This is a genomic window from Immundisolibacter sp. (assembly GCF_041625615.1).
In the GTDB taxonomy this organism is placed as follows: Bacteria; Pseudomonadota; Gammaproteobacteria; order Immundisolibacterales; family Immundisolibacteraceae; genus Immundisolibacter.
Window position 1 is genome coordinate 1 of the sequence record NZ_JBFJTF010000010.1, and the last position, 26,999, is coordinate 26,999.

31 protein-coding genes, 2 tRNA genes and 1 pseudogene are annotated in these 26,999 nt (G+C 69.0%); 10 read left to right on the forward strand and 24 right to left on the reverse strand.

Annotated elements, in window-relative coordinates:
- The 9 genes and pseudogenes from ABYX71_RS01535 to leuC all read right to left on the reverse strand — a co-directional run.
- A pseudogene (locus tag ABYX71_RS01535) lies at positions 1 to 222 on the reverse strand (tryptophan synthase subunit beta); the annotation flags it as partial.
- A complete protein-coding gene (locus tag ABYX71_RS01540) occupies positions 215 to 847 on the reverse strand; it encodes a phosphoribosylanthranilate isomerase (protein ID WP_372694228.1) in 633 nt (210 codons plus the stop codon). The gene ABYX71_RS01540 and the pseudogene ABYX71_RS01535, both read right to left, overlap by 8 nt.
- A gap of 6 nt (positions 848 to 853) precedes the next feature.
- Positions 854 to 1,630: a tRNA pseudouridine(38-40) synthase TruA gene (gene truA / locus ABYX71_RS01545; RefSeq protein ID WP_372694230.1), complete on the reverse strand. Its 777-nt coding sequence runs from the start codon at positions 1,628 to 1,630 to the stop codon at positions 854 to 856.
- Between the two features lie 22 nt (positions 1,631 to 1,652).
- Positions 1,653 to 3,239, reverse strand: coding sequence for a FimV/HubP family polar landmark protein (locus ABYX71_RS01550; RefSeq protein ID WP_372694232.1), 1,587 nt, complete (start codon positions 3,237 to 3,239; stop codon positions 1,653 to 1,655).
- A gap of 78 nt (positions 3,240 to 3,317) precedes the next feature.
- Positions 3,318 to 4,343, reverse strand: coding sequence for an aspartate-semialdehyde dehydrogenase (locus tag ABYX71_RS01555; protein WP_372694234.1), 1,026 nt, complete (start codon positions 4,341 to 4,343; stop codon positions 3,318 to 3,320).
- 15 nt (positions 4,344 to 4,358) lie between these two features.
- Complete coding sequence (gene leuB / locus ABYX71_RS01560; RefSeq protein WP_372694236.1) at positions 4,359 to 5,444, reverse strand: 3-isopropylmalate dehydrogenase; 1,086 nt, start codon at positions 5,442 to 5,444, stop codon at positions 4,359 to 4,361.
- Entirely contained in the window at positions 5,441 to 6,100 is a 660-nt protein-coding gene (leuD, locus tag ABYX71_RS01565; RefSeq protein ID WP_372694238.1) for a 3-isopropylmalate dehydratase small subunit, read from the reverse strand. Before leuD ends, leuB begins: the two co-directional genes overlap by 4 nt.
- Before the next feature lie 11 nt (positions 6,101 to 6,111).
- Positions 6,112 to 6,237, reverse strand: a complete 126-nt coding sequence (locus ABYX71_RS01570; RefSeq protein WP_372694240.1) for an entericidin A/B family lipoprotein — start codon at positions 6,235 to 6,237, stop codon at positions 6,112 to 6,114.
- A 10-nt stretch (positions 6,238 to 6,247) separates the two neighbouring features.
- The gene (gene leuC / locus ABYX71_RS01575; RefSeq protein ID WP_372694242.1) at positions 6,248 to 7,651 is read right to left on the reverse strand and encodes a 3-isopropylmalate dehydratase large subunit; all 1,404 of its coding nucleotides are present in this window, start codon (positions 7,649 to 7,651) and stop codon (positions 6,248 to 6,250) included.
- A gap of 40 nt (positions 7,652 to 7,691) precedes the next feature.
- On the opposite strand from leuC, the gene ABYX71_RS01580 reads away from it, so the two are divergent.
- Entirely contained in the window at positions 7,692 to 8,279 is a 588-nt protein-coding gene (locus ABYX71_RS01580; protein ID WP_372694244.1) for a hypothetical protein, read from the forward strand.
- Here ABYX71_RS01580 and ABYX71_RS01585 read toward each other — a convergent pair.
- The 4 genes from ABYX71_RS01585 to ABYX71_RS01600 are packed head-to-tail and all read right to left on the reverse strand — an operon-like array spanning position 8,236 to position 11,919.
- Complete coding sequence (locus ABYX71_RS01585; protein WP_372694246.1) at positions 8,236 to 9,414, reverse strand: MFS transporter; 1,179 nt, start codon at positions 9,412 to 9,414, stop codon at positions 8,236 to 8,238. The genes ABYX71_RS01580 and ABYX71_RS01585 overlap by 44 nt on opposite strands.
- Positions 9,404 to 10,504 carry a chorismate synthase gene (gene aroC, locus ABYX71_RS01590; protein ID WP_372694248.1) on the reverse strand — a complete coding sequence of 367 codons (1,101 nt, stop codon included), beginning with the start codon at positions 10,502 to 10,504 and terminating at the stop codon, positions 9,404 to 9,406. The genes ABYX71_RS01585 and aroC overlap by 11 nt, the downstream gene beginning before the upstream one ends.
- A gap of 13 nt (positions 10,505 to 10,517) precedes the next feature.
- Positions 10,518 to 11,693: a cation diffusion facilitator family transporter gene (locus ABYX71_RS01595; protein WP_372694250.1), complete on the reverse strand. Its 1,176-nt coding sequence runs from the start codon at positions 11,691 to 11,693 to the stop codon at positions 10,518 to 10,520.
- Positions 11,668 to 11,919, reverse strand: a complete 252-nt coding sequence (locus tag ABYX71_RS01600) for a sulfurtransferase TusA family protein (RefSeq protein WP_372694252.1) — start codon at positions 11,917 to 11,919, stop codon at positions 11,668 to 11,670. The genes ABYX71_RS01595 and ABYX71_RS01600 overlap by 26 nt, the downstream gene beginning before the upstream one ends.
- A gap of 86 nt (positions 11,920 to 12,005) precedes the next feature.
- On the opposite strand from ABYX71_RS01600, the gene mobA reads away from it, so the two are divergent.
- Both mobA and pyk read left to right on the forward strand, forming a co-directional pair.
- Entirely contained in the window at positions 12,006 to 12,638 is a 633-nt protein-coding gene (gene mobA, locus ABYX71_RS01605; protein WP_372694254.1) for a molybdenum cofactor guanylyltransferase MobA, read from the forward strand.
- The gene (gene pyk, locus ABYX71_RS01610; RefSeq protein ID WP_372694256.1) at positions 12,635 to 14,059 is read left to right on the forward strand and encodes a pyruvate kinase; all 1,425 of its coding nucleotides are present in this window, start codon (positions 12,635 to 12,637) and stop codon (positions 14,057 to 14,059) included. The genes mobA and pyk overlap by 4 nt, the downstream gene beginning before the upstream one ends.
- A 54-nt stretch (positions 14,060 to 14,113) precedes the next feature.
- Here pyk and ABYX71_RS01615 read toward each other — a convergent pair.
- A tRNA-Ala gene (locus ABYX71_RS01615) sits at positions 14,114 to 14,189 on the reverse strand.
- 133 nt (positions 14,190 to 14,322) lie between these two features.
- Between ABYX71_RS01615 and ABYX71_RS01620 the strand changes: the two genes are divergently transcribed.
- Together ABYX71_RS01620 and ABYX71_RS01625 are read left to right on the forward strand one after the other, a co-directional pair.
- Positions 14,323 to 14,880, forward strand: coding sequence for a tetratricopeptide repeat protein (locus tag ABYX71_RS01620; RefSeq protein WP_372694258.1), 558 nt, complete (start codon positions 14,323 to 14,325; stop codon positions 14,878 to 14,880).
- Between the two features lie 35 nt (positions 14,881 to 14,915).
- Positions 14,916 to 15,710: a sulfite exporter TauE/SafE family protein gene (locus ABYX71_RS01625; protein ID WP_372694260.1), complete on the forward strand. Its 795-nt coding sequence runs from the start codon at positions 14,916 to 14,918 to the stop codon at positions 15,708 to 15,710.
- Here ABYX71_RS01625 and ABYX71_RS01630 read toward each other — a convergent pair.
- Together ABYX71_RS01630 and ABYX71_RS01635 are read right to left on the reverse strand one after the other, a co-directional pair.
- Complete coding sequence (locus tag ABYX71_RS01630; protein WP_372694262.1) at positions 15,707 to 16,204, reverse strand: dihydrofolate reductase; 498 nt, start codon at positions 16,202 to 16,204, stop codon at positions 15,707 to 15,709. The two genes, ABYX71_RS01625 and ABYX71_RS01630, sit on opposite strands and share 4 nt — an antisense overlap.
- Positions 16,201 to 16,995 (reverse strand): thymidylate synthase, encoded by a 795-nt coding sequence (locus tag ABYX71_RS01635; protein WP_372694264.1) that lies wholly within the window; start codon positions 16,993 to 16,995, stop codon positions 16,201 to 16,203. The genes ABYX71_RS01630 and ABYX71_RS01635 overlap by 4 nt, the downstream gene beginning before the upstream one ends.
- Positions 16,996 to 17,042: 47 nt before the next feature.
- On the opposite strand from ABYX71_RS01635, the gene apaG reads away from it, so the two are divergent.
- From apaG to trmB, 4 genes are all read left to right on the forward strand, one after another.
- A complete protein-coding gene (gene apaG, locus ABYX71_RS01640) occupies positions 17,043 to 17,444 on the forward strand; it encodes a Co2+/Mg2+ efflux protein ApaG (protein WP_372694266.1) in 402 nt (133 codons plus the stop codon).
- A 9-nt stretch (positions 17,445 to 17,453) separates the two neighbouring features.
- Entirely contained in the window at positions 17,454 to 17,654 is a 201-nt protein-coding gene (thiS, locus tag ABYX71_RS01645; RefSeq protein ID WP_372694268.1) for a sulfur carrier protein ThiS, read from the forward strand.
- Positions 17,655 to 17,816: 162 nt separating this feature from the next.
- Positions 17,817 to 18,611, forward strand: coding sequence for a thiazole synthase (locus tag ABYX71_RS01650; protein ID WP_372694270.1), 795 nt, complete (start codon positions 17,817 to 17,819; stop codon positions 18,609 to 18,611).
- A 70-nt stretch (positions 18,612 to 18,681) separates the two neighbouring features.
- Positions 18,682 to 19,293 carry a tRNA (guanosine(46)-N7)-methyltransferase TrmB gene (trmB, locus tag ABYX71_RS01655; protein WP_372694288.1) on the forward strand — a complete coding sequence of 204 codons (612 nt, stop codon included), beginning with the start codon at positions 18,682 to 18,684 and terminating at the stop codon, positions 19,291 to 19,293.
- A gap of 53 nt (positions 19,294 to 19,346) precedes the next feature.
- On the opposite strand, the gene ABYX71_RS01660 is transcribed toward trmB, so the two are convergent.
- Both ABYX71_RS01660 and htpX read right to left on the reverse strand, forming a co-directional pair.
- Positions 19,347 to 20,570, reverse strand: coding sequence for a DUF1015 domain-containing protein (locus ABYX71_RS01660; protein ID WP_372694272.1), 1,224 nt, complete (start codon positions 20,568 to 20,570; stop codon positions 19,347 to 19,349).
- 76 nt (positions 20,571 to 20,646) lie between these two features.
- Positions 20,647 to 21,519 (reverse strand): protease HtpX, encoded by an 873-nt coding sequence (gene htpX / locus ABYX71_RS01665; protein ID WP_372694274.1) that lies wholly within the window; start codon positions 21,517 to 21,519, stop codon positions 20,647 to 20,649.
- Positions 21,520 to 21,865: 346 nt separating this feature from the next.
- Here htpX and ABYX71_RS01670 point away from each other — a divergent pair, with 346 nt between their 5' ends.
- The gene (locus ABYX71_RS01670; RefSeq protein ID WP_372694276.1) at positions 21,866 to 22,615 is read left to right on the forward strand and encodes an alpha/beta hydrolase; all 750 of its coding nucleotides are present in this window, start codon (positions 21,866 to 21,868) and stop codon (positions 22,613 to 22,615) included.
- Between the two features lie 9 nt (positions 22,616 to 22,624).
- Here ABYX71_RS01670 and ychF read toward each other — a convergent pair whose 3' ends face one another.
- The 6 genes from ychF to ispE all read right to left on the reverse strand — a co-directional run.
- Entirely contained in the window at positions 22,625 to 23,716 is a 1,092-nt protein-coding gene (gene ychF / locus ABYX71_RS01675; protein WP_372694278.1) for a redox-regulated ATPase YchF, read from the reverse strand.
- A 27-nt stretch (positions 23,717 to 23,743) separates the two neighbouring features.
- Entirely contained in the window at positions 23,744 to 24,334 is a 591-nt protein-coding gene (gene pth, locus ABYX71_RS01680; RefSeq protein WP_372694280.1) for an aminoacyl-tRNA hydrolase, read from the reverse strand.
- 30 nt (positions 24,335 to 24,364) lie between these two features.
- The gene (locus tag ABYX71_RS01685) at positions 24,365 to 25,009 is read right to left on the reverse strand and encodes a 50S ribosomal protein L25/general stress protein Ctc (RefSeq protein WP_372694282.1); all 645 of its coding nucleotides are present in this window, start codon (positions 25,007 to 25,009) and stop codon (positions 24,365 to 24,367) included.
- Between the two features lie 129 nt (positions 25,010 to 25,138).
- The gene (locus ABYX71_RS01690) at positions 25,139 to 26,092 is read right to left on the reverse strand and encodes a ribose-phosphate pyrophosphokinase (RefSeq protein WP_372694284.1); all 954 of its coding nucleotides are present in this window, start codon (positions 26,090 to 26,092) and stop codon (positions 25,139 to 25,141) included.
- A gap of 53 nt (positions 26,093 to 26,145) precedes the next feature.
- Positions 26,146 to 26,220, reverse strand: a tRNA-Gln gene (locus ABYX71_RS01695).
- Between the two features lie 103 nt (positions 26,221 to 26,323).
- A partial coding sequence (gene ispE, locus ABYX71_RS01700; protein WP_372694286.1) for a 4-(cytidine 5'-diphospho)-2-C-methyl-D-erythritol kinase occupies positions 26,324 to 26,999 on the reverse strand: 676 nt, incomplete at its 5' end.

Consider the following 26,999-nt stretch of genomic DNA (forward strand, 5'->3'; position numbering starts at 1 on the left):
CCAGCGCTCGGCCAGGTACAGCGCCGACGGCCGGCCGACGTAATCACGCAGATCCTGCGCCAGCTCGGCCTGGAACGCCGGATCGTCCTGTGCCTGTTGGTAGGCGGCCTCGAGCTCGCGCAGCGGCTGCATCAGCGTCTCGGCCACGAAGCGCCCACCGTAACGGCCGAAGTAGCCGTGCGTGTCCGGCAATGCCGCGCCGGCCTGCCTGCTGTCAGCCATGGTCTGCGTCCACTTGTCTTACTGCCTGCATGAAAGCTCCTATGCGCGCCGCATCCTTGATGCCGGGCGCCGCCTCGACACCACTGCTGACGTCCACCGCCCACGGCCGCAGCCGCGCCACGGCCTGTGCCACGTTGCCGGCATTGAGTCCGCCGGCCAGCAGCAACGGCCGCGGCAACGCGGCCGGTACCGCCGCCCAGTCGAACACCTGGCCGCTGCCGCCGGGCACACCGGGCACGAAGGCGTCCAGCAACAGGCCCGCCGCGTCCTCATAGGGCGCGGCCGCCTGCGCCACATCCACACCCGGGCGCACGTGCACGGCCTTCAGGTACCGTCGTCCGTGGCGCCGGCACGCGTGCGCCGGCTCGTTGCCGTGGAACTGCAACACGTCCAGCGGCACCTCGCGCAGCACCGCATCAATGGTCTGAGCGGCGGCATCCACGAACAAACCGACCACGCAGACCAGCGGCGGCAGCGCGGCGACGATGGCGCGCGCCTGCTCGACACTGACGTAGCGGGGACTTGCCGGATGAAAGACAAGGCCAATGGCATGCGCGCCGGCAGCGGCCGCGGCCTGACCGTCCTGCGGCCGGGTGATGCCGCAAATTTTAACGCGGGTCGGCATGGAGCTTCAGAATGGCCACAGTGGCGCCGGCGCAGTGACACCGAAACGGGATGGATACTGTACCGCCGCCAGATACAAACCTCCGGCCGGGGCGGTACGCGCCGCGCGCGTCCGATCACGCGCGGCCAGCAGTTCAGCCGCCCAATCGGGCGGACGACGACCGCAGCCAATCTCCAGCAGCGTGCCGACCAGGTTGCGCACCATGTGATGCAGAAAGGCATTGGCCACCACGTCGATCACCACCCACTGGCCGTGCCGGGACACCTGCAACCGACTGAGGTTGCGCCACGGCGAACGTGACTGGCAGGCCGCCGCGCGAAACGCGCTGAAATCGTGCTCGCCCAGCCAGTGCTGGCCGGCGAGCTGCATGCGCGGCGCATCCAGCGGCCGTGGTTCCCAGGTGACGCGATCGTGCCCGACGGCCGGCGCCTGCGGGCGATTCAGGATGAGGTAGCGGTAATGGCGCGCCAGGGCGCTGTGCCGGGCATGGAAGTCATCGCTCACCGGTCGCGCGTCGATGATTCGCACGTCGCGCGGCAAATGCGTGTTCGCACCGCGCAACCAGGCCCGCTGTGGCCGCTCGGCATGCGTGTCGAAATGCACCACCTGCCCGAGCGCGTGCACGCCGGTGTCGGTACGCCCGGCCGCCATCACCTGCACCGGATGGTCGGCGATGGCGGACAACGCCCGTTCGATGACCGCCTGGACGGACGGACTGTGGTCCTGGATCTGCCAGCCGCTATAGCCGGTGCCGTCGTACTCGACGCAAAGAGCGATGCGCAAGAAGGTGCCGGGGAATCCGTCGTCAGCCGTTGAGCTTGGCCATCAGCGCCTCGGCCTGCGCCTTCTGCTGGGCGGTGCCGGCCCGCATGATTTCCGCATGCACCTGCCGCGCCGAAGCGCCGTCGGCCATGCCGACATAGGCAGCGAGCAGATCGATCTGCGTGTCCACCGGGTCACCGAAACCGTCATCCAGCGCCTCGGTCGCGGGCTCGGGCTCGGCCTCGGCCGCCGGCGCCGACGCCGCCTGAGGCGCGTCGGTGCCGGCAGTCGTCGGCTCCGGCGCGTCGTCGATCAGCATCACCTCACGGCGACGCCGCGAACGCACCACCAATCCCCCCAGGCCCACGGCAGCCACGGCTGCCAGCAGCCATGCCCACGGGCGACCGGACGTCTCGGAAGACGACGCAGGCGCCACCGTCGACTCGGCGGCAGCGGCTGCCGGCGCGTCGCCGGCCGGCGTGTCCACCGGCGCGACCGCGTCGCCCTGCACCGCCGACTGCTCGACACCGCTGGCCTTCATCAGGTCGGCCATGGTGCGAATCTGCTCTTCAAGCGCCGCCATGCGCTGTTGCATGGCGTCGTTCTGCTGCTGCGCCGCGTCCAGCGCTTCCTCGAGCAGCTGAATCCGATTGCCGCCCGAACCGACGCTGGTCTCGTCCGCTCCCTGCGCCGCCTCGGCGGGTGCGTCGCTCGCGACGTCCTCGCTGCGTATCACGCGCACCTCGGCGGGCGGCGTTTCCACCGCCGCAGCCGTCTCGGCAGGTGGCGTTTCCGCTGCGGCCTCGGCCGGCGCTGGCGCGGAATCGCCGGACGCCACCGGCTCCGCCGTCGCCGGCCCGGGCGCCACCGCCGCGGGCGCACCATCACGCAACACCTGCTCGGACGGAATGGTCAGCCGGCTACCTGCCTTGAGCAACCCCGGCTCGCCGTTGATGAAGGCCTGCGGGTTGCTGCGGTGAATGGACGCCATGACGTCGTTCAGATTGGCACCGCTCGGACGCACACGCCGCGCAATGGACCACAGCGTGGCGCCCGGCGGCACCGGTCCGAATTCGGCGCCGGGACGCGGCGGCGCCACGTTGGCAAACGGGTCACGCACCGGCTGCCGGCGACGGACCGGCGGCGGTGCCGGCGCGGCCACCGGCACGGCCGGCAGCGCCGCGGACACCGGGGCGGCGGTGGTGCCGACCGGATCCAAAAGAACGGTGTAGTGACGCACCACCTGTCCCGAGGGACTGACCGCCTGCAGCACGAAATCGAGATACGGCTCGCGCACCGGCCCGGAGGACGTCACAAGCACGTAGGAGCGCCCACCCGGGGCAACCTTGACCTCGAACCGCAGCAACACGCCGCCGAGCATCGGGTCGCTCAGCCCCATGCGCTCACGCGCGTCGGCCGGCGCCAGGCTGATCGTGGCCAACTCGGCCTGGGCCGCAGTTGCGCCGACCAGGTCGATGCGCGCCTCGAGCGGCTGGCCGAGTGCCGAGTCAACGTGCAAGGTGCCCAGGCCCAGTGCCTGGGCGCTCATCGGCGCAAAGCCGATGGGCAGCAGCAGGGCCGGTGCCAGCGCCTTGCGCAATTTCTTGTCGGCCACCTTGGTCTTAGCCACCGAAGCCCTCCCTATATTCGTGCCGCGGTGTGGATTTGCCCAGAGAGTAGCTCAGCCGGACGGACGCCACAAACCGGATCAAGCGTCCAGATACTCGGCAATGAGCCGTTCGGCGATCTGCACACTGTTGGTGGCGGCACCTTTGCGAATGTTGTCCGACACCACCCACAGGTTCAGGCCGCAGGGGTGCGAGATGTCCTCACGGATACGACCGACGTAGACCCAGTCCTCGCCAGTCGCCTCGACCGCCGTCGGATAACCGCCGGGCGCCCGCTCGTCGATGACCTGCACACCGGCGGCCTGCGCCAGCAGCAACCGCGCCTCGTCGGCACCCAGCGGGCGCTCGAACTCGACGTGCACCACCTCGGAATGACCGTAGAACACCGGAATGCGCACGCAGGTGGGGTTCACCTCGATGTCGGCGTCGCCCAGGATCTTGCGCGTCTCCCACACCATCTTCATTTCTTCCCGGGTGTAACCGTTCTCCTGGAAGCTGTCGATGTGCGGCAGGGCGTTGAAGGCGATCTGCTTCGGATACACCTTCGGCTCGGTCGGCTTGCCGTTGAGCAGCGCCGCGGTCTGGCCGGCCAGTTCCTCGATGGCCTGCTTGCCGGTGCCCGACACCGACTGGTAGGTCGCGACGTTGATGCGGCGGATGCGCGCGGCGTCGTGCAGCGGCTTCAGGGCCACCACCATCTGGATGGTGGAACAGTTGGGGTTGGCGATGATGCCGCGGTCGCGATAATCGGCGATGTCGTGCGGATTGACCTCCGGCACCACCAGCGGGATGTCGGGCTCGTTGCGGAAATGCGAGGTGTTGTCGATCACCACGCAGCCGGCCTCGGCGGCACGCGGCGCGTACTCGGCGGAAACCGATCCGCCGGCCGAGAACAGCCCGATCTCGACCTGCGAGAAATCGAACGTGGCCAGGTCCTGCACCTTCAGGCGCCGGTCACCGCAGCGCACCTCCTTCCCCACTGACCGCTCGCTGGCCAGCGCATACAACTCGCCGATCGGGAACTGCCGTTCGGCCAGCACCTCGAGCATGGTCTCGCCGACCGCGCCGGTAGCGCCGACCACGGCCACATTGAACTTGCGACTCATCACATCACCCTGGAATCAGGCACCGTCGCGCAGGGCCGCCACCACCGCGTCACCCATCTGCGCGGTGCCGAGCACGGTCTCCCCGGGCACGGCGATGTCGGCCGTGCGCAGCCCCTGACGCAGCACGCTGGCCACTGCCTGCTCCACGCCGTCGGCGGCGGCCGACTCGCCCAGGCTGTAGCGCAGCAGCATGGCCACCGACAGCAACGTTGCCAGCGGGTTGGCCTTCTGCTGCCCGGCGATGTCCGGCGCGGAGCCGTGCACCGGCTCGTACATGCCGAAACCGCTTTCGTTCAGCGACGCCGACGGCAGCATGCCGATGGAACCGGTCAGCATGGCGGCGCAGTCGGACAGGATGTCGCCGAACAGGTTCTCGGTGACCACCACGTCGAACTGCTTCGGGGCCCGCACCAGCTGCATGGCGGCGTTGTCCACGTACATGTGGCTCAGTTCGACGTCCGGATACTCCGCCGCCAGGCGCGTCATGACCTCGCGCCACAGCTGACTGGTTTCCAGCACGTTGGCCTTGTCCACCGAGCACAGGCGCCGGCCGCGGCGACGGGCGATGTCGAAACCGGTGCGCCCGATGCGCTCGATCTCGGCCTCGCTGTAAACCATGGTGTTGCGGCCCTCGCGGCTGCCATCGTCCAGCGTGCCGACACCGCGCGGCTCACCGAAGTAGATGCCGCCGGTCAGCTCGCGGATGATGACGATGTCGAGCCCCGCCACCACCTCCGGCTTCAGGGTCGAGGCGCCGGCCAGTTCCGGGAACAGCAGCGCCGGGCGCAGGTTGGCGTACAGACCCAGCGCCTTGCGGATGCCGAGCAGGCCACGCTCCGGACGCAGGTGCGCCGGACCACGATCCCACTTCTCGCCGCCGACGGCGCCCAGAAGCACCGCGTCGGCCTGCCGCGCCAGCGCCAGCGTCTCGTCAGGCAACGGCGTGCCACAGGCGTCGATGGCACAACCACCGAGCAGGCCGCGCGTGAACGTGAACTCGAGCCCGAAGCGCTCGCCCACCGCCAGCAGCAGCTTTTGCGCCTCGGCGACGATTTCCGGCCCGATGCCGTCACCCGGCAACAGCAACAGCGAGTGGCTCATCGGGACGCTCCGGCATGGTCGGGAAACAGCCACGGCGCCTCGGCGGCGCGGCGCGCCTCGTAGGCGCGGATGGCGTCGGCATGTTCCAGCGTGAGCGCGACGTCATCGAGCCCGTTCAGCAGGCGGTGGCGACGGTCGGCATCAATGGAAAAGGCGAATGCCTCGCCGTCCGGCGTGCGCACTTCCAGCGCCTCCAGATCGACCGTCAGCCGGTAGCCCTCGTTGCCGGCCACGGCCTGGAACAGCCGCTCGACGACGTCCTCGGGCAGCGTCACCGGCAGCAGGCCGTTCTTGAAGCTGTTGTTGTAGAAGATCTCGGCGAAGCTCGGCGCGATGACGGCGCGGATGCCGTAGTCGACCAGCGCCCACACCGCATGCTCGCGACTGGAGCCGCAGCCGAAGTTGCGCCGCGCCAGCAGCACCTGCGCGCCGGCGTAACGCGGCTGGTTGAGCACGAAGTCCGGGTTCAGCGGCCGCCCCGAGCAGTCCTGCCCCGGCTCGCCGTGATCCAGATAGCGCCACTCGTCGAACAGATTCGGCCCGAAGCCACTGCGCTTGACCGACTTCAGGAACTGCTTGGGGATGATGGCGTCGGTGTCGATGTTGGCACGATCGACCGGCACCACCAGGCCATTGATTGAAGTGAATTTTTCCATGATCGGATCGCTTACTTGGCAGACTTCTCGATGGCCTCGCCACCGCGCTGGATGTCCTTGCCGATTCCCTCGATGGTGTTGCAGGCGCTCAGCGTCAGCAGCACACCGGCGGCACACAGCAGTTTCAGAGCTTGCATCGGCTAACCCTCAGAGTTGGCGCACATCGACGAAATGGCCGGCCACCGCCGCGGCCGCCGCCATGGCCGGGCTGACCAGGTGGGTGCGCCCGCCCTGGCCCTGCCGGCCCTCGAAATTGCGGTTCGAGGTCGAGGCGCAACGCTCGCCCGCCTCCAGGCGGTCGGCATTCATGGCCAGGCACATGGAACAACCGGCCTCGCGCCACTCGAAGCCGGCCGCGCGGAAGATCTCGTCCAGACCCTCGGCCTCGGCCTGCCGCTTGACCAGCCCCGAGCCGGGTACCGCCAGCGCCAGCTGCACGTTGTCGGCCACCTTGCGCCCCTTGAGCACCGCCGCAGCGGCGCGGAAGTCCTCGATGCGGCCATTGGTGCACGAACCGATGAAGACCTTGTCGATGCGCACGTCGGTCAGCGCCGTACCGGGCTGAAGGTCCATGTAGCTGAGCGCCCGGCGCATGCCCTCGGCCCGTGCCGGGTCGGCCTCGGCGGCCGGGTCGGGCACCTGCCCGTGCACCGGCAGCACCATTTCCGGCGACGTACCCCAGGTCACCTGCGGCACCAGGCTGGCGGCGTCGATCTCGACCACCCGATCGAACTGCGCATCCGGATCGGACACCAGCGCCCGCCAGGCGGACGCCGCACGTTCGAAGGCCTCGCCCTGCGGCGCGAACGGCCGGCCGCGGACGTAGTCGATGGTGGTGTCGTCCACGGCCACCAGCCCGACACGCGCGCCGGCCTCGATGGCCATGTTGCACAGCGTCATGCGCCCTTCCATGGACAGCGCACGCACCGCCTCGCCGCCGAACTCGATGGCATAGCCGGTGCCCCCGGCCGTGCCGATGGCGCCGATGATCGCCAGGATCAGGTCCTTGGCATACACACCGGGCCCCAGCGCGCCGTCGACGCGAATCAGCATGTTCTTGGACTTGCGCTGCGGCAGCGTCTGCGTGGCCAGCGTGTGCTCGACCTCGGACGTGCCGATGCCGTAGGCCAGCGCGGCGAAGGCGCCGTGCGTGGCGGTGTGCGAGTCGCCACACACCACGGTCATGCCCGGCAGCGTGGCCCCCTGCTCGGGCCCGATGATGTGCACCACGCCCTGGCGCGGGTCGTCCATGCGGAACTCGGTGATGCCGAACTGCTCGCAGTTGCGATCCAGCGTGGCCACCTGCTCGGCCGACACCGGGTCGGCAATGCCCACGCTGCGGTCGGTGGTCGGCACGTTGTGATCGGCCACCGCCAGGTTGGCCGCCGTGCGCCACGGCCGGCGACCGGACAGCGCCAGGCCCTCGAAGGCCTGCGGCGAGGTCACCTCATGGATCAGGTGACGATCGATGTACAGCAGCACCGAACCGTCCGGCTCGGAGTGCACCACGTGGGAATCCCACAATTTGTCGTACAGGGTTTTGCCGACCATGGCATGCCTACCGTAACTGTCGCTGATACTTCAAAGCGCGATGTCGGACGATGACCGTCGCCAACGCGACCGCCCCGAACAACGCCGCTGGCGCCGCCCGACCTCCGCTTCAACCTTCATGAATCGCCATCCGCTCGACAAGCGGCCACGACCTGCCCAGAATCTGGCCCCGCTCCGCCACGGACCTTGCACGCTTTACGATACCGACGATCCGGCGCATGCCATGACTTATCGCGAACTCGCCATCTGGCTCGAGAACCAACTCGGCACCTGCCACCTGCTGGTCAACCGTGCGGCCAAGGAACCGGCCGACCTGTTGCTGGCCACCGGCCTGCACGACCGGCTGGTGAAAGAGCTGCTGCGGGCGATTTATAAAAACAATCGATGCTACCACATCCGGGCCCGACTCTCGGCCGAGCGGACGCTGGCCGCGCTGCAGCCGGTGCGCGAAAAAGTCCTCGACCACCCCAACACCGACCTGCTGACCGTGCGCTTCCTCGACGCCGTCGACAGCGCGGTGCGGGCGGCGTTCCGCCTGCCCCCCGATAGCGGGCGTTCAGGACCGGCCGGCACGCCGGCGCAGGTCATCCCGCTGCCGCGTTGGCGGGCTCTGACGCATACCGGCTGAGCCAGGCCCACAGCGCGGCACCGAGCAACGCCGCCAGCGCCGCCAGCTCGAACACCCGCGTCGCACCCAGCCCATCCCACAGCACCCCGCTGAGCACGCCACCCACGGCGCCGCCGCCGCCCATGCACAGACCGCTGTAGAGCGCCTGACCGCGCCCCTGCAGGGCGCCTGGGAAGAACCGCTGCACCTGCGCCAGTGCCGCGACGTGAAACGCGCCGAAGCTGGCGGCATGCAGCAGCTGCGCCGGCAGCAGCCAACCCAGCGCCGGCGCGCCGTGACCGATCAGCAGCCAGCGCCCACCGGCCAACAGCAGACTCGCCATGAACACCCGCGCCGCGCCCAACCGTGGCAGCAGGCGCGCCAGTGCCAGGAACATGGCCACCTCGGCCACCACCCCAAGCGCCCACAGCGCGCCGACCGCCGTACGGGCGTAGCCGAGGTCCTCGAGCAGGATTGAATAGAACGCGTAGTACGGACCGTGACTGGTCTGCATCAGAAAGGCGGCGGCCAGGAACCCCAGCGCCGCCGGATGACGCATGGCCACGCGCAGCGAGGCGCGCGCCTGCACCGCCGGTGCCCCGACCCGATCCGGGACCAGCAGGCTGCTGATGAACGTGCCACCCATGGTGGCCAGCAACACCAGCAACAGGGTCTCGATGCCGGCGCGTTCGAGCAGCCAGCCACCGCCCAGCACCACGCCGATGAAACCCACCGAACCCCACAGGCGAATGCGGCCGTACAGATTGCCGGCGGACCCGAGGTGGCCAAGGGTGACGATTTCGAACTGCGGCAGGGCAGCGTTCCAGAAAAAGCCGAAGGCCGCGGTGATCAGCGCCACCTGCCAGAAACCGTGGGCCACGAACATGCCGCAGAAGACCAGGGTCATCAGCAAGGCCGACAGGCGCACCACGGCGATGCGGCGCGGCACCCGGTCACCCAGCCAGGCACTGGCCCACGGCGCCACGATGCGCGTCAGCGTGCCGACCGCCATCAACTGGCCGATCTCGAACGCGCTCATGCCGCGGGCGCGCAGGAACACCGTCCAGTACGGCACCATGGCGCCGAGGATGGCGAAGTAGAACAGGTAGAAGGCCGACAGCCGCCAGTAAGGCAGCCGTCGCGGGTCAGTCGTCAACCGCGCCGGGGATGACCGGCGTGCCCGGCACCACGCCGGCGTTCTGCGCCTGCTGGCGCAGCAGGTGGTCCATCAGCACCAGCGCCAGCATGGCCTCGGCGATCGGCACCGCGCGGATGCCCACGCACGGATCGTGGCGGCCGGTGGTGACAATGTCGGTGTCGGCACCGTGGATGTCCACGGTACGGCCGGGCAGGCGGATGCTGGACGTCGGCTTCAGCGCCAGGCTGACGACCACGTCCTGACCGCTGGAGATGCCACCCAGCACGCCCCCGGCGCGGTTGGACAGGAACCCCGCGGCGGTTATCTGGTCACGGTGCTCGCTGCCGCGCTGGTTCACCACCTCGAAACCGGCGCCGATCTCCACCCCCTTGACCGCATTGATGCCCATCATGGCGTGCGCGATGTCGGCATCCAGGCGGTCGAACACCGGCTCGCCCAGACCTGGCGGCACACCGTGCGCCAACACGGTCACGCGTGCGCCGACCGAGTCGCCGTCGCGGCGCAGTTGCGTGATGGCCGCTTCCAGTTCGGCCACCCGCCCCGGGTCCGGACAGAAAAACGGGTTGTCGTTCACCGCCGCCCAGTCGCGCAACTCGAGGGCGATATCACCCATCTGGGCCAGATAGCCGCGAATGACCACGCCCCGCTGGGCCAGGTACTTGCGCGCCACCGCCCCGGCAGCGACCCGCGCCGCGGTCTCGCGGGCCGACGAGCGACCGCCGCCGCGGTAGTCGCGACGGCCGAACTTGTGCTGGTAGGTGTAGTCGGCGTGACCGGGCCGGAACTTGTCCTTGATGGCGGCGTAATCGCGCGAGCGCTGGTCGGTGTTGCGGATCAGCAGACCGATCGGCGTGCCGGTGGTCACCCCTTCGAACACGCCGGACAGGATCTCCACCTGGTCCGCCTCCTTGCGCTGGGTGGTGTAGCGCGAGGTGCCGGGCCGGCGCCGGTCCAGGTCCGGCTGGATGTCGGCCTCGCTCAGCGGCAGGCCCGGCGGACAACCGTCGACGATGGCGCCAAGCGCGGCGCCGTGGCTCTCGCCAAAGGTGGTGACCGTGAACAGACGGCCAAAGGTATTGCCAGACATCGAGCCGGTATCCTCAGATCACGAAATGCACCGCCACATCGACGACGTGCGGCACGTCGTAAAGCGGCGTTTTCAGGCGCTCGGCCAGGGACCGCGCGGCGGCGGCGTCAGGCGCCAGCTCCAGCGGCAGATGCAGCTCGACACCGATGCGGTCGGCATCGTAGTGCAGCAGCACCTGCCGCACCTGCTCCGCGCCCGGAACGCCGGCGATGGTGCCGCGGATCTGCCGCTCCAGGTCGGCGCGCAACGGCAGCGTGCGACCCCGCTCGAAGGACTGGTCATCCTCGGTATCGATATGCACCAGCACGTCGCTGACCTCGTCCAGGTCGCGGATCAGCCGCTCTCGGATGTGCTCGGCGATGCGGTGGCCTTCCGACACGCTGATGTGCGGGTTGACCTGAACGTGCACGTCAACCAGCGCATCCGGCCCGGCGCGGCGGGTGCGCAGCATGTGCAGGCCATGCACGCCTTCCACGTCCCGGATGGTACGCCGGATGGCCGCCACCCGCTCGCGCGCCAGGGCGCTGTCGGCCAGTTCCGACGCCGATTGCCACAACAACTCCCAACCGACGCGGGCGATCAGCACCGACACGCCGATGGCTGCCACCGGGTCCAGGTACGGCATGCCCAGCAGACTGCCGCCGACGCCCGTCAGCACCACCAGCGAGGAGATGGAGTCGGTGCGCTGATGCCAGGCGTTGGCCTCGAGCATGCGCGAACGGGTTTCCCGGCCGACGCGCAGCGTGTAGCGGTAGATCCATTCCTTGAGCGCGATGGCCACCACCGCCACGGCCAGTGCCGCCGGGCCGGGCGGCAGGATCTGCTCGGGGTCCAGCAGGCGCTGGGCGGCGTGCAGGCTGATACCGGCGGCGGTTGCCAGCAGCACCCCGCCCAGGAACACCGACACCAGCGTCTCGATGCGGCCGTGACCGTAGGGATGCTTGGCGTCCGGCGCGCGCGCGCTCTGCCGGGCGCCGTACAGCACGGCCATGTCGCTGAACAGGTCAGCGGTCGAGTCGATGGCGTCGGCGATCAGCGCCTGCGAATGGGCGAAGATGCCCCCGGCGAACTTGATCAGCGCCAGGAACAGATTGATCCCGGCGGCGATCAGCGTGACCCGGCGCCCGGCCTGATAACGGTCGCTGGCCTCCGGCCGACCGGCCTCAGGCCGACTGGCGGTCGCCGGCATCGCCGCCCACCTCGAGAATGATGGTCACCACGCCGTCGCGCTCGAAACTGTCGATGTGGCGGTGACCATTGATACGACACCAGGCCGGGATGTCGGCCAGCACGCCGTGATCCGTGCACTGCACCTCGAGCACGTCGCCCGGATGCAGGTCGCGGATCTTCGCCTGCGTGCGCAGCACCGGCAGCGGACACAGAAGGTAGCGGGCGTCGAGCGTATGATGGGCCATGATCGTGAAGGGCAGTGCCGGCGCCGATGCGCCCGCTGTCGTTCCGCCGTGCGCGAAAACAGCGCGACAGGATAGCGCGTCGGCTCATGCCTGGTCATCCCAACCCCACCCCTGCGGCGCCGTGCACCGAGGTGACCGGCCTCATCCTGGCCGGCGGCCGCGGCGCACGCCTGGGCGGCGCCGACAAGGGCCTGCTGCCACTGACCAGCCAACCACTGGTGCAGCATGTCTTCGAGCGCCTGGCACCGCAGGTGCGCACCGTGCTCCTGAGCGCCAACCGCAACCACGCGCGGTACCGGGCTCTCGGCTTTGCACCGCTGGACGATGGCCCCTATCCGTACGCCGGCCCGCTGGCCGGCCTGCGCGCCGGGCTGCGGGCGTGTGACACGCCGTGGCTGTTGGCTGTGGCCTGCGACCTACCCCGGCTGCCGCTGGATCTGTGCGCGCGACTGCTGGCAGCGGCACCGCGCCAGGATGCGCGTGCCCGGGTGCCGTTCGACGGCACACGCCATCAGTACGCCTGCGTGCTGCTGCCGGCGAGCGCCTTGGCCGCCATTGAAGACAACCTGAAAAACGGCCGACACAGCCTGCAGGCCCTGTTCGCCACCACCGGCTGGTTGAGCGTGGATTTCTCCAGGGACGCGCAACGCCAGGATGCCTTTGCCAATCTGAACACATTGGCTGATTTCGAGACCCTCACCCGCACAGAGCAGCCATGACCGAACAACGCCAAACCCGCATCGTCGCCACCCTGGGGCCCGCCACCGATCCACCGGGGGTGCTCGAAGGCCTGCTGCGCGCCGGCATGAACGTGGCGCGCATCAACTTCTCGCACGGTAAGCGGGCCGATCACGAGCGGCGCATCGGCGCCCTGCGTGCCGCGGCCGAGAGTGTCGGCTGCGACGTCGCGGTGCTGGCCGACCTGTCCGGGCCGAAAGTACGCGTGCGCGGTTTTCGCAACGGGCCGGTGACGCTGCAGGCCGGCGCGCACTTCACCATCGACGGCGCGCTCGGCGAGCATGACGGCGACGAGCAGGCGGTCGGCACCGACTACCCGCAGCTGGCGCAGGACGTGCGCGCCGGCGACCGGCTGCTGCTCAACGACGGCCTGATCCAGCTGCGCGTGCTGAGCGTGCAGGACACGGCCGTGCAGTGCGAGGTGGAGGCCGGCGGCGAGCTGTCCAACCACAAGGGCATCAACAAGCTCGGCGGCGGCCTGTCGGCGTCCGCGCTGACCGCCAAGGACCGCGACGACATCGCCACCGCCGCCGCACTGGAGGTCGATTACCTGGCGGTGTCGTTCGTGCGGCGGGCGCTCGACATCGAACTCACGCGCGAGTTGCTGCGCGGCGCCGGCGGGCATGCCCGCATCGTCGCCAAGATCGAGCGCAGCGAGGCGGTGACGGCGCTCGACAGCATTGTCGAGGCCGCCGATGCGGTCATGGTGGCGCGTGGCGATCTGGGCGTGGAGATCGGCGATGCCGAACTGCCCGGCGTGCAAAAACGCATCATCGCCCTGGCGCGCGAGCTGAACCGGCCGTGCATCACCGCCACCCAAATGATGGAGTCCATGATCGAAAACCCGGTGCCCACGCGCGCCGAGGTGCTCGACGTCGCCAACGCCGTCATCGATGGCACGGACGCGGTGATGCTGTCGGCCGAAACCTCGGTCGGCACCTACCCGGTGCGCGTGGTGGAGACGGTGGCCCGCATCTGCCTGGGCGCCGAGCGCTACCCGGTCACCGAACGCTCGGCGGCCCAGTTCGCCAGCCACTTCGAGCGCACCGACGAGGCCATCGCCATGGCGTCCATGTACCTGGCGCGCCACGGCCACACCAGCGCCGTGCTGGCGCTGACCGACTCCGGGCACACCGCCCTGCTGCTGTCGCGCCTGCTGCACGGCGTGCCGGTATTCGCCCTGACCGAGCATGCCCGCACGCGCCGGCGCATGGCCCTGCTGCGCGGCGTGACCGCCATCAACTTCGACCGTGACCGGCCTTACGAACGCGTCGCGCAGGACGCACTGGAACTGCTCAAGACACGCGGACTGATCGAGCGCGGCATGCGCGTGCTGATCACCAAGGGTGACCAGCCCGGCTCCGGGCGTACCAACACGCTGCTTTTGATGGACGTCCCCTGAGCCTTGACCGCGACGGGAAGGCCACCGGTGATCCGGCGTGGCGTCCTGAGGAAGTGGTGGAGCGGAGGAGGATCGAACTCCCGACCTTCGCATTGCGAACGCGACGCTCTCCCAGCTGAGCTACCGCCCCACATGATCCGTCCGACAGCGGGCACCGGGACCGGGTAACGTCCGGCTGGCGCCGCCTTGGCGGGGCGCGCAGTGTACCATGCAGCGCTCGCCCCCCGTACAAGGGATGCGCAGACCCAGAAGGAGGATTCACCGTGCAACGTTGTCGCAGATTCCTGCTGGCCGCTTTCGCAGCCTGGTCCCTGAATGCCCAGGCCGGCGCTCTGGAGGACGGCATCGCCGCCTTCGAACGCCACGACTTCAATACCGCCGTGCGCCTGATCAAGCCCCTCGCCGAGCAAGGCAACGTCGAGGCGGAATACTTCATGGGCACGTTCTACATGTACGGCCATGGCGTGGCCATGGATCCGCCGCAGGCCGACATGTGGTTCAAGCGCGCCTTCGGCCACTGGGAAACCCAGGCACGCGCCGGCAACCCGGCGGCCATGGTGGAAGTGGCGCTGATGCTCACCACCGGGCTGGGCATACAGCGCGACGACAAGGCTGCGGTGGAATGGCTGCGTAAAGCCAGCGACCTGGGTCACCCGGACGCCTGGGCCGAACTGGGCGAGCTGTACATCGAAGGCGCCGGCGTGCCGCGCGACCTGAAACAAGGCAAGGCACTGCTGGAGAAGGCGGCGGCGGCCGGCAGCCCGCGCGCCGACGAAATGCTGGCCGCGCTCGAGCGGCGGGTCGAGCCGACCCACTTCTGATTCAAGGCGGCCGCGCGCCGGACTGAGCAGATGACGTGATTCTCGGTGTCTACCTGGCGATCGGCGCCCTGGCCGGGCTGATCGCCGGCATGCTCGGCCTGGGCGGCGGCGTGGTGATCGTGCCGGCACTGGCGCTGGTGTTCCCGCTGCTGGACATGCCAGCTGCTGTGCTCATGCATCTGGCCATTGGCACCTCGCTGGCCATCATCGTGCCGACCTCGCTGTCCTCCGCCTACGCACACTACCGGCGTGGTGCCGTGGACGTGCCGCTGGTCTTGACCCTGCTGCCAGGGCTGGTGGTTGGGGCGGTGTTGGGCGGCTGGCTGGCCGACAAGCTACCGAGCGCGTTGCTCGCGCGCATCTTCGGCGGCTTCGTGACGGCAGTGGCGGTGCAGATCTTCTTCAATGCCAGCGCCCCCGGCCGGCGCCCGCTGCCCAGCCGCGGCGGCCTGCTGGGCGCCGGCGGTGTGATCGGCACCGCCTCGACACTGCTGGGCATCGGCGGCGGCAGCCTGACCGTGCCCTTCCTCACCTTCTGCCGCGTCGACATGCGCCGGGCGGTGGCCAGTTCCGCCGCCTGCGGGCTGGTGCTGGGCGTGATCGGCGCCGCGACCTTCCTGTGGGCGGGCCGCGATCACCCGCAGTTGCCGGCCGGCGCCATCGGCTACCTTTACCTGCCCGCCTTCATCGGCATCGCGCTGGCCTCGGTCGCCACGGCCCCGCTTGGGGCGCGGCTGGCCCACAGCCTGCCGGTCCCGACCCTCAAGCGCGTGTTCGCGATGTTCCTGGCGCTGGCCGGACTGCGAATGCTCGGCGTGCTGTCGTTCTAGCGCCGCCGGTAGGTAACGAAACTGTAGGCGTGGGCGTTGCGCGCGTCGGCGGGATGATCGTCACGCGCCGCCTCGCGCCAGTCGGCGCCCAGCGGCGGGAAATGCGTGTCGCCGGGCAGATCGGCATGAACCTCGGTCAGCTCAACCGTGCTTGCATCGGCCAGCGCCTGCGCGTACACGGCCGCACCGCCGATCACCATGGCCGGCCCGCCATGGGCGGCCGCCAGCCGGTAGGCCTGACCGAGACCGGATACCACCTCCACCCCGGGCGCCCCGAACCCCTCGCGCCGGCTCAAAACAATGTTCAGGCGCTGCGGCAGCGGCCGGCCGATGGACTCGAACGTGGTGCGCCCCATGATGACCGCCCGTCCCAGCGTCAGGCGGCGGAAGTGCGCCAGATCGGCCGGCAGGTGCCAGGGCAGCGCGCCGTCGCGGCCGATCACCCCGCCGCGCGCCACCGCCACCACCAGAACGACCTCGACCGGCGCCGTCACACGGCCACCGGGGCGCGGATGGCCGGGTGCGGGTCGTAGCCGGACAGTTCGAAGTCCCCGTACTCGAACTCGAACAGCGACTCGACCCGGCGGCCGATATCCAGCCGCGGCAGCGGCCGCGGCGTGCGCGCGAGCTGCTCACGGGCCTGGTCGAGATGGTTCAGGTACAGGTGCGCGTCGCCCAGCGTGTGCACGAACTCACCCGGCGCCAGGCCGGTGACGTGCGCCACCATGTGGGTCAGCAGGGCGTAGGAGGCAATGTTGAACGGCACGCCCAGGAAGATGTCCGCGCTGCGCTGGTACAGCTGACACGACAGGCGCCCGTCCGCCACGTAGAACTGGAACATCACGTGGCACGGCGGCAGGCGCATGGCGTCCACCTGCGCCGGGTTCCAGGCGCTGACCAGCAGGCGGCGCGAGTCCGGATCGCGCCGGATGCGCTCGATGACGCCGGCGATCTGGTCGATGTGGCCACCGCTGTAATCCGGCCAGGATCGCCACTGGTAGCCGTAGATGGGCCCCAGTTCGCCGTTGTCGTCGGCCCACTCGTCCCAGATGCTGACACCGTGCTGATGCAGATAGGCGACATTGGTATCGCCGCGCAGGAACCACAGCAGCTCGTGGATGATCGAGCGCACGTGCAGCTTCTTGGTGGTCAGCAGCGGAAATCCGGCGGACAGGTCGTAGCGCGACTGCCAGCCGAACAGGCTCAGTGTGCCGGTACCGGTACGGTCGGCCTTGCGCGTGCCGCGCTCGAGCACGGCGCGCATGAGTTCGAGGTATTGCTGCATGGGGACGGGGCGCAGGAGGCTGAGGCAGGGCGCTAGAATACCGCTCTATGAACGCCCCTTCCGATCCACGCGAGCCGGGCCAGCACGACGTGGCCGTGACTGTGCAGACCCAGTACCTGACCGAGCAGTCGGATCCGCTGCGCGGACGCTACGTGTTTGCCTACACGGTGACCATCACCAACCGCGGCCATCAGCCGGCGCGGCTGGTGGCGCGTCACTGGGTCATCACCAACGCCGAGGAGGCGACACAGGAAGTCCGCGGCCTGGGCGTGGTCGGCCAGCACCCGCACCTGGCGCCCGGCGAATCGTTCACCTACACCAGCGGCACCGTCATCGACACACCCACCGGCTGCATGCACGGCAGCTACCGGATGGTCGGCGACGACGGCGTCGAGTTCACCGCGCCGATCCCGCCGTTTCACCTGGCGGCGCCGCACAGCCTGCACTGAAGTCATCCCGTGGAAATCACCGTCAACGGCACCACCCACCCCCTGTCGGACTCCCTCACCCTGGCGCAGCTGCTGGATCAACTTGGCCTGGCCGGCAAGCGCCTGGCGGTGGAAGTGAACCGCGACATCGTCCCGCGGGGAGAACACGCCAACCACACCCTGCGCGACGGCGACCGGGTGGAGATCATCCACGCCATCGGTGGTGGCTGAGCCGACGGGCCCGGAAGCCCAGGCGAAACCCTGGGCAGCCCCCAGGGGACACAGAACCGGTCGCGGCAGCCGCGACACGGCGGCGAACCGCGACGTTCCACGGATGGAATCGCCCGGAACCCCAGCACACATTCGGCGGCTCGGCCGCCAGGACAGCAAGCCATGACCGCTCTCAACGACGACCCGCTGTACATCGGCACGCGCACCTTCCACTCGCGCCTGCTGGTGGGCACCGGCAAGTACAAGGATCTGGACGAAACCGCCCGCGCCATCGAGACGAGCGGCGCCGAAATCGTCACCGTCGCGGTGCGGCGCGTGAATATCGGCCAGAATCCGGACGAACCGAATCTGCTCGACGTGGTTCCGCCGGACCGCTACACCATCCTGCCGAACACCGCCGGCTGCCACACCGCCGAGGAAGCGGTACGCACCTGCCGCCTGGCGCGCGAGCTGCTGGACGGGCACAACCTGGTGAAGCTGGAGGTGCTGGCCGAACACAAGACGCTGTACCCGGACGTCACCGAAACCCTGGCGGCGGCGAAGACCCTCATCGACGACGGCTTCGACGTGATGGTCTACACCTCCGATGACCCGATCCTGGCCAAGCGCTTCGAGGACATGGGCTGCGTGGCGGTGATGCCGCTGGCGGCGCCGATCGGCTCCGGCCTCGGCATCCGCAACCCCTACAACCTGCGCCTGATCATCGAACAGGCACGCGTGCCGATCCTGGTCGATGCCGGTGTCGGCACGGCCAGTGACGCGGCGGTGGCCATGGAGCTGGGCTGCGACGGCGTGCTCATGAACACGGCCATCGCCGGCGCCAACGACCCGGTGCTGATGGCCAGCGCCATGCGCAAGGCCATCGAGGCCGGCCGCGAGGCCTACCGCGCCGGGCGCATCCCGCGCAAGGCGTATGCCGCCGCGTCGTCGCCACTGGACGGACTGATTTTTGACTGACACGCAGGCCGAGGTCGCCGCGACGGCGCCGCGGCGCAGCATCCGCAGCTTCGTGGTGCGCGCCGGGCGCATGACGCCGGGCCAGCGCCAGGCGCTCGAACGCCTGTGGCCACAGTACGGCATCGACCTGCCCGAGGCCGGCCCACTGGACCTGGACCTGGCGTTCGGTCGCCGGGCGCCGCGCACGCTGGAAATCGGCTTCGGCATGGGCGACGCGCTGCTGGCGCTGGCCCAGGCACAGCCGCAGCGCGATTTCATCGGCGTGGAGGTCTACCCGCCCGGCATCGGCCGCTTCCTGCTGCGCGTGGAGCAACTGGGGCTGCGCAACGTGCGGGTGATCTGCGCCGACGCCGTGCAGGTACTCGACCGGCACCTGCCGCCGGGCAGCCTGTCGCAGCTGCTGGTGCTGTTTCCCGACCCGTGGCCGAAAAAGCGGCACCACAAGCGGCGCCTGATCAACACGACCTTCCTGGCGCTGGCTGCCCGTGCCCTGGCGCCGGGTGGGCAACTGCACATCGCCACCGACTGGGCGGACTACGCGCAGGCCATCGGCGAGGCGCTGACCGCCAGCACCGGGTTCAGCGCTGAGACCACGGCCGCCGAGCGGCCGGCGACCAAGTACGAACGCCGCGGCCAGCGTCTGGGCCACGCCATCCACGAATTCGTCTACCGGCGCCGCTGAGCGGCGCGACACGACGAGCCCCGGCGCACCGACTGCGGTGCACCGGGCACCACTCAGTCGAGCAGGTGGCTGACCATGCCGTCGGCCAGCTTCGGCTCGAACCAGGTCGACTTCGGCGGCATCACCTGACCGGCATCGGCCACCGCCATCAGGTCCTCGAGCGAGGTCGGATACAGCGCAAAGCCCACCGCCATCTCGCCGCTGTCGACGCGGCGCTTCAGTTCCCCCAGGCCGCGGATGCCACCGACGAAATCGATGCGCTTGTCGCGCCGCGGATCGGTCACCCCGAGCAGCGGCTCGATCAGGTAGTGATGCAGCAGGCTGACGTCGAGCCGACCGACCGGGTCGTCCGGCACCCGGCCGGGCTTCAGGCGCAGGTGGTACCACTGCCCGGCCAGGTACATGCCGTAGGTGGTGGCGGCGGACGGACGCGCCTCGCCCGGCGCCGGCTGGCAATCGAAATGCTCGACCACGCGCGCCAGGAACGCCTCCGGGTCGAGCCCGTTCAGGTCGGTGAGGACGCGGTTGTAGTCGAGGATCTTCACCTGATCGTGCGGGAAGCTGACCGCCAGGAAATAGCTGGATTCGGCCTCCGGCTGGCCGCCGCGGGCCGCCGCCACGCGCGAGGCGGCGGCACTGCGGTGATGACCGTCGGCGATGTACAGCACGCCCTGGGACTCGACAGCGGCGGTGATGGCGGCGACATCCTCGGCCACGTCGATGACCCACAGCGTGTGCTGCACGCCGTCGGCGGCGGTGCTGTCGGCCGCCGGCTCGCCGGCACACACGCGCGCCAGCACGCTGTCCACCGCCGCATCGGCGCGATGCACCAGAAACACCGGGCCAGTCTGGGCATTGCTGGTGTCGATGTGACGCACGCGGTCGTTTTCCTTGTCCGGGCGCGTGAACTCGTGGCGACGGATGCGGTTCTCGTCATAGGCCCGCACCGAGGCCGCCAGCACCAGGCCGGTCTGCGCACGGCCGTTCATCACCAGCCGGTAGGCGTAATAGCACGGCTGCGCGTCCTGCAGCAGGACGCCCTCGGCGATCAACCGCCGCAGGTTCTCGGCGCCCTTGGCGTACACCGCATCCGAGTACGGATCGGCGTCCACCGGCAGATCGATTTCCGGCCGCGACACATGCAGAAAGCTCAGCGGCCGCCCCTCCACCATGGCCCGCGCCTCGGCCGCATTCATCACGTCATAGGGCGGCGCGATCACCTCGCCGGCACGGCCGGGAGCGGGCCGCAGGCCGCGGAACGGGCGAATCAGGGACATGAGCATTCCTCAACAACGAGAGAAACAAAAAACGCCTGACCCCGGCGCCGGGATCAGGCGTCCAAGGAAACCGGGTTCAGGCGGCCCGCTGCAGGGCGGCGATGCGCTCGTCCAACGGCGGGTGCGACATGAACAGGCGCGACAGGCCGCTGCCGCTGTTGATGCCGAAGGCCGCCAGGGACTCGGGCAGGTGCGACGGCTCGTGGGCCGCCTTCAAGCGCTGCAGGGCGGCGATCATCTTGCCGCGACCGGCCAGGCTGGCGCCGCCGCTGTCGGCGCGGAACTCGCGCTGACGGCTGAACCACATGACGATCACGCTGGCCACGATGCCGAACACCACCTGCGCCACCATGGTGGCGACGAAAAAGCCGACACCGTGACCCTGCTCGTTGCGAAACACGGCGCGATCGATGAACTGGCCGACCAGCCGCGACAGGACGATGACGAAGGTGTTCAGCACCCCCTGGATCAGCGTCAGCGTGACCATGTCGCCGTTGGCGACGTGGCTCACCTCGTGCCCGAGCACCGCCTCGGCCTCGTCGCGCGACATGCTGCGCAGCAGCCCGGTGCTGACCGCCACCAGCGCGTTGTTGCGGCTCATGCCGGTGGCGAAGGCGTTGACGTCCGGCGAATCGTAGACGGCCACCTCGGGCATGCCGATGCCGGCCAGCTCGGCCTGGCGACGCACGGTGTTGACCAGCCAGGTTTCGAGTTCACCGCGCGGCTGCTCGATGACCTGCGCGTTCACCATGCGCTTGGCGGTCCACTTGGACATGGCCAGCGAGATGAATGCTCCGCCCATGCCGAACACGGCCGCGAACACCAGCAGCGGCGCCATGCCGCCCTGTTCCGGTCGAATGCCCAGCAACGGCATGATGATGTTCAGCGCCACGCTCAACACCAGCAGCACCGCCAGATTGGTCAGCACAAACAGCGCAATTCGTTTCATGAAACTCCGGCTCCGGTTACCGCACCTCGCGGCTTTCGCGCTCAAGATAGGGTCGCGCCGAGGCAACTTCAAGTCGCAGACCGCGACAACCGCATGCCAACAGGGAATACCACGCCCCAAGCCCGGCTTTCACGAATGAAAAAATTGAATATTTATATAAAAAACGCGCTTACCGAACGATCGTTTTCTGCGCTTGCAAAAAAATCGGGAGTGCCGAGGCGCTCCCGATCGGAGGTATAAGAGGAGGAGAAACGACGTTCATTGCGAACGTCGAGGCAAATGCTAGACAGCACTCACGCGCTTGTCAACATTTTTTTCTGCGACCGCAAATATTTTGGAGCCACCCTTGCAAGACGTCATCGAATATCTCGACCGCGGCCCGCATCACATCGCCTACCGCCGGCTGTTTGGCCGCACGCCGGGCGTCATGTTCTGCGGCGGCTTCATGTCCGACATGACCGGCAGCAAGGCCACTGCGCTGGCCACCCACTGCGCGGCGCAACGTCGGGCCTTCGTGCGCTTCGACTATGCCGGCCATGGCGCCTCGGGCGGGCACTTCGAGGACGGCACCATCAGCCAGTGGCGCGACGACGCCCTGACGGCGCTGGACGCGCTCACCGAGGGCCCGCAGGTCGTCGTCGGGTCCTCGATGGGCGGCTGGATCGCTCTGTTGCTGGCCCTGGCCCGCCCCCAGCGCGTACGCGGACTGGTCCTGCTGGCGCCGGCGCCGGACTTCACGCAGACCATCCTCGACCACGAACTGTCGCCCACCGAGCGCGAGCGCCTGCAGTGCGACGGGCGCATCGAACGGCCGTCCGAGTATAGCGAACAGCCCTATGTGATCACCCGGCGGCTGATCGAGGACGGCCAGCGCCACCGGCTGCTCGATGCGCCCATCGCGCTGTCGTGTCCGGTGCGCATCGTGCACGGCATGCGCGACAGCGACGTCGCCTGGCAACAGTCCATCACGCTGATCGAACGCCTGCAGGGCGAGGACAGCCACCTGACGCTGCTGAAGAACGGCGACCACCGACTGTCCGGCGACGCCGACCTCGCGCGCCTGACCGGACTGGTCGACGCCCTTTGCGGTGCGTGAAGGCCTGCCTCAGACGTTGAAGCGGAAATGCACGACGTCGCCGTCCTGCACCACGTAGTCCTTGCCCTCCAGACGCCACTTGCCCGCTTCGCGAGCACCGGCCTCGCCGTTGCAGGCGATGAAATCGTCGTAGCCCACGACCTCGGCACGAATGAAGCCACGCTCGAAGTCGGTGTGGATCACACCGGCGGCCTGTGGCGCCGTGGCACCCCGCAACACGGTCCAGGCGCGCACTTCCTTCTCGCCGGCCGTGAAATAGGTCTGTAGCCCCAGCAGGCGATAGCCGGCGCGTATGACCCGATCCAGGCCCGGCTCTTCCAGGCCCAGTTCGGCCAGAAACTCACCGCGCGCGTCCATGTCGAGCTGCGCCAGTTCGGCCTCGATGGCGGCGCTGACCGCCACCACCTCGGCGCCTTCCCCGGCCGCCCGCTGCCGCACCAGATCGAGCAGGGGGTTGTCTTCGAAGCCGTCCTCGGCCACGTTGGCGATGTACATCACCGGCTTGGCGGTGAGCAGGTGCAGCTCCTGCAGCGGCGCCGCCTCGTCGGCGCCCAGGCCCAGGCTGCGCACCGGCCGTGCGCCGTCCAGATGCGCGCGCACGCGTTCGAGCAGCGCCTGCTCCGCCAGCGCCGCCTTGTCGCCGGTCTTGGTGCGCTTGCCGACCCGCTGCAGGGCGCGTTCGACCGTCTCCAGGTCGGCCAGGGCCAGCTCGGTGTCGATCACATCGATGTCACGCAACGGATCCACGCCACCGGCCACATGGACCACGTCGTCGTTCTCGAAACAGCGCACCACGTGCGCGACGGCCTCGGTCTCGCGGATATTGGCCAGGAACTGGTTGCCCAGGCCCTCGCCGCGCGAGGCGCCGGCCACCAGGCCGGCGATATCGACGAACGTCATGCTGGCCGGCACCACCTTCTGCGGCCGCACGATCCCGGCCAGCCGGTCCAGGCGCGGATCCGGCATCGCGACGATGCCGACGTGCGGATCAATGGTGCAGAACGGATAGTTCTCGGCCGCGATGCCGGCCTGCGTGAGAGCGTTGAACAAGGTCGACTTGCCGACGTTGGGCAGTCCGACGATGCCACAGCGAAAACCCATGCGGTGAATCCTGAATAGCGGTGGAGGTCAGCCGGCGCCTGCACGCCGCGGACGGGTGTTGAGCTGCTGCATGACCGGCGCGATCTCGCCATCAAGCAGCCGCGGCAAAGTGGCCAGCGCGGCATCGATGGCCGCCGCGATGCCCTGCGCCTGATCGCCCGGCGGCGTGCCGAGCACGTACGGCGTCACCAGCGGCGCCGCGCCGGGGTGGCCAATGCCCAGACGCAGGCGCAGGAAGGCCGGCGAACCGAAGGCGCCGATGATGCTGCGAAGACCGTTGTGGCCACCATGACCGCCACCGGCCTTCAGGCGCAGTTCGCCCGGCGGCAGGTCCAGTTCATCATGCGCCACGAGTATCTGCGCCACCGGGATCCGGTAGTAGGCGGCCAGCGCCTGCACCGCGCGGCCGCTGTCGTTCATGAAGGTCAGGGGCTTCAGCAGGCGCACGTCGCGACCGCCGTGGCGCAAGGTGGCCACCTCGCCGTGAAAGCGACGCTCGGTCTTCAGCGCCAGGTGTTCGGCCGCCACCAGGCGGTCCACAAACGAAAAGCCCGCGTTGTGCCGGGTATCGGCATAACGCGGGCCCGGGTTGCCGAGACCGACGATGAGCTGGATCAACGCTGCGTCGTGGCCGCTGGCGACACCGACTCAGTCGGCGCCGCCCTCACCCTCACCGGCTTCCTCGCCGGTCTGTTCCGGCTCCACCTCGGCACGACGCGGCGGATGGATGGACACCACCGGCAGGTCGTGGTCGGCGCCCAGCGCCAGCGCCGGAACGCTCACGCCCGACGGCAGCTTCAGATCCGACAGGTGCAGCGAATGGCCCAGTTCCAGAGCACTGACGTCGACCTCGATGAACTCGGGCAGATCCTTGGCCAGACACTCGATCTCGAGCTCGGGCATCAGGTGCGAGATCACGCCGCCGGCCTGCTTGACGCCCGGCGCCACGTCCTCGCCCACGAAGTGCACCGGCACCGTCATGCGCAGCTTGCGGTCGGCGCTGACACGCAGGAAGTCCAGGTGCAGCACCTGCCGCTTGTAGGGGTGCATCTGCACATCGCGCAGCACCACCTGCTCGCTGCGGCCGTCCACGTCCACCGTCAGCACGTGGGAATGGAAGGCTTCCTTTTCCAGGTGGTGGATGGTGTCGTTGTGATCCAGCGTAATCTCGGCGTTGGCCTGATTGCCGCCATAGATGACGGCCGGCACGCGGCCGGCACGGCGCAACCGGCGCGACGCACCCGTCCCGCCAGCGCTGCGCGGCTCGGCGGCAATCTCAAACTGGTTTTCCATGACCGGAAACTCCGTGGCAACGGTATGACGCAGGCTTCGCGGCCGACCCCGTCAGCGGTCGGGCTGGCCACGCTGCGCGAAAAAAACGGAACGCGAAATAGTACTACAGGTTTACGGGAACGCCGACGCTCAACCCATCAGCAAGGTGCTGACCGAATCCTCGTCGCTGATGCGGCGCATGGTCTCGGCCAGCAGCTCGGCGATGCTCAGCTGGCGAATGCGCGGGCAGTCCGCCGCATCGGCGCGCAACGGCAACGTGTCGGTCACCACCAGCTCGTCCAGGCTGCTGCGCATGATGTTCTCGACCGCCTTGCCGGACAGCACCGGGTGCGTGACGTAGGCCACCACGCGCACGGCGCCGTGCTGCTTGAGCGCATCGGCCGCCTTGCCAAGCGTGCCGGCGGTATCGACCAGGTCGTCGATCATCACGCAGGTACGCCCCCCGACGTCGCCGATGATGTTCATCACCTGCGACTGGTTGGCGCGCGGCCGGCGCTTGTCGATGATGGCCAGGTCGGCGTCGTCCAGGTGCTTGGCCAGCGCCCGGGCGCGCACCACGCCACCGACATCCGGCGACACCACCATCAGGTCGTCGTAGCGATGACGCCAGATGTCGCCCAGCAGCACCGGCGAGGCGTACACGTTGTCGATGGCGATGTCGTAGAAGCCCTGGATCTGGTCCGCATGCAGGTCGACCGTCAGCACCCGGTCGGTCCCGGCGGCGGCGATCATCTTGGCCACCACCTTGGCCGAGATCGGTACCCGCGCACCCAGCATGCGCCGATCCTGTCGCGAGTACCCCATGTAGGGCATGACCGCCGTGATGCGCGCCGCCGACGCCCGACGCATGGCGTCGACCATGATCAGCAGCTCCATCAGATTCTCGTCGGTCGGCGCACCGGTGGACTGGACGATGAACACGTCCTTGCCACGCACGTTGTCGATGACCTCGACCTGCGCCTCGCCGTCGCTGAAACGGTCCACGACCGCCTTGCCCAGTGGCTGGCCGAGGTACTGGGAAATGGATTCAGCCAGTTTCGGACAGGCACTGCCCGAAAACACCATCATGCCGCCGTAGGCCATGGATTCCTCGCCGAGAAGAGCCGCGCGCCGAGCCCGGCGCGATCAGTCGAAAATGGCTGGGGTGCCAGGATTCGAACCTGGGAATGCGGGGATCAAAACCCCGTGCCTTACCGCTTGGCGACACCCCAGCGGAAATCGGTTGTGTCAGTCGTCCAGCAACGGGTGGCGATTGAGACCGCGCACCACCCAGCCACGCCAGGGCGCCGGCAGCGCCGCCAGCGCCTGCGCCGCCTACGCGTGTCCCTCGAAGCGGGCGAAAAGACTCCCGCCGGTACCGGAAAGTTGCGCCCGCCCGTAGCGGCTCAGCCATCTATAGGCAGCATCCACGGCCGGATACAGCTGGCGAACCACCGCCAGACAATCGTTGCCGGTCGTTCCGTCACGAAAGCGTGAAATTGTGATTGGCGGGGTATTGCGTGTCAATTTTGGGTGCCCGAACACGGCCGCCGTGGCCACCGCGGCGCCGCAGTCGACAATGAGGTACCACGGCTGATCCAGCTCGATCGGCGTCAGGCGCTCGCCCACCCCCTCCGCCCAGGCCGCCCGCCCACCGATGAACACCGGCACATCGGCACCCAGCGCAAGACCAATCCCGGCCAGCGCCTCGCGCGGCAGGCGCAGGTCCCACAGCCGGTTCAACGCCAGCAGCACGGTGGCGGCGTCCGAACTGCCGCCGCCCAGACCACCGCCCATCGGAACGCGCTTGGTCAACGCAATGTCCACGCCCTGCCGGCAGCCGCTGTGCACCTGCAACGCGCGCGCCGCACGGACGCACAGATCTTGCTCGGGCGGCACGCCGGGCAGCGGCGTGAGCATACGCAGCGCGCCATCGGCACGGGGCGTCAGGTGCAGCGTGTCGCACAGGTCGACGAACTGGAACACCGTCTGCAGCAGGTGGTAACCGTCG

Coding starts and splice junctions, on each gene's coding strand:
- ABYX71_RS01555 (WP_372694234.1), bottom strand. CDS start 4,343: ATGAGTCGCAAGTTCAATGTGGCCGTGGTCGGCGCTACCGGCGCGGTC.
- ABYX71_RS01570 (WP_372694240.1), bottom strand. CDS start 6,237: ATGCAAGCTCTGAAACTGCTGTGTGCCGCCGGTGTGCTGCTGACGCTG.
- ABYX71_RS01650 (WP_372694270.1), top strand. CDS start 17,817: ATGACCGCTCTCAACGACGACCCGCTGTACATCGGCACGCGCACCTTC.
- mobA (WP_372694254.1), top strand. CDS start 12,006: ATGCCTGGTCATCCCAACCCCACCCCTGCGGCGCCGTGCACCGAGGTG.
- ABYX71_RS01595 (WP_372694250.1), bottom strand. CDS start 11,693: ATGCCGGCGACCGCCAGTCGGCCTGAGGCCGGTCGGCCGGAGGCCAGC.
- leuD (WP_372694238.1), bottom strand. CDS start 6,100: ATGGAAAAATTCACTTCAATCAATGGCCTGGTGGTGCCGGTCGATCGT.
- ABYX71_RS01580 (WP_372694244.1), top strand. CDS start 7,692: ATGTCGGACGATGACCGTCGCCAACGCGACCGCCCCGAACAACGCCGC.
- htpX (WP_372694274.1), bottom strand. CDS start 21,519: ATGAAACGAATTGCGCTGTTTGTGCTGACCAATCTGGCGGTGCTGCTG.
- ABYX71_RS01685 (WP_372694282.1), bottom strand. CDS start 25,009: ATGGAAAACCAGTTTGAGATTGCCGCCGAGCCGCGCAGCGCTGGCGGG.
- ychF (WP_372694278.1), bottom strand. CDS start 23,716: ATGGGTTTTCGCTGTGGCATCGTCGGACTGCCCAACGTCGGCAAGTCG.
- leuB (WP_372694236.1), bottom strand. CDS start 5,444: ATGAGCCACTCGCTGTTGCTGTTGCCGGGTGACGGCATCGGGCCGGAA.
- aroC (WP_372694248.1), bottom strand. CDS start 10,504: ATGTCTGGCAATACCTTTGGCCGTCTGTTCACGGTCACCACCTTTGGC.
- ABYX71_RS01660 (WP_372694272.1), bottom strand. CDS start 20,570: ATGTCCCTGATTCGCCCGTTCCGCGGCCTGCGGCCCGCTCCCGGCCGT.
- ABYX71_RS01540 (WP_372694228.1), bottom strand. CDS start 847: ATGCCGACCCGCGTTAAAATTTGCGGCATCACCCGGCCGCAGGACGGT.
- ABYX71_RS01600 (WP_372694252.1), bottom strand. CDS start 11,919: ATGGCCCATCATACGCTCGACGCCCGCTACCTTCTGTGTCCGCTGCCG.
- ABYX71_RS01690 (WP_372694284.1), bottom strand. CDS start 26,092: ATGGCCTACGGCGGCATGATGGTGTTTTCGGGCAGTGCCTGTCCGAAA.
- leuC (WP_372694242.1), bottom strand. CDS start 7,651: ATGGTCGGCAAAACCCTGTACGACAAATTGTGGGATTCCCACGTGGTG.
- trmB (WP_372694288.1), top strand. CDS start 18,682: ATGACGCCGGGCCAGCGCCAGGCGCTCGAACGCCTGTGGCCACAGTAC.
- apaG (WP_372694266.1), top strand. CDS start 17,043: ATGAACGCCCCTTCCGATCCACGCGAGCCGGGCCAGCACGACGTGGCC.
- pyk (WP_372694256.1), top strand. CDS start 12,635: ATGACCGAACAACGCCAAACCCGCATCGTCGCCACCCTGGGGCCCGCC.
- ABYX71_RS01635 (WP_372694264.1), bottom strand. CDS start 16,995: ATGCAGCAATACCTCGAACTCATGCGCGCCGTGCTCGAGCGCGGCACG.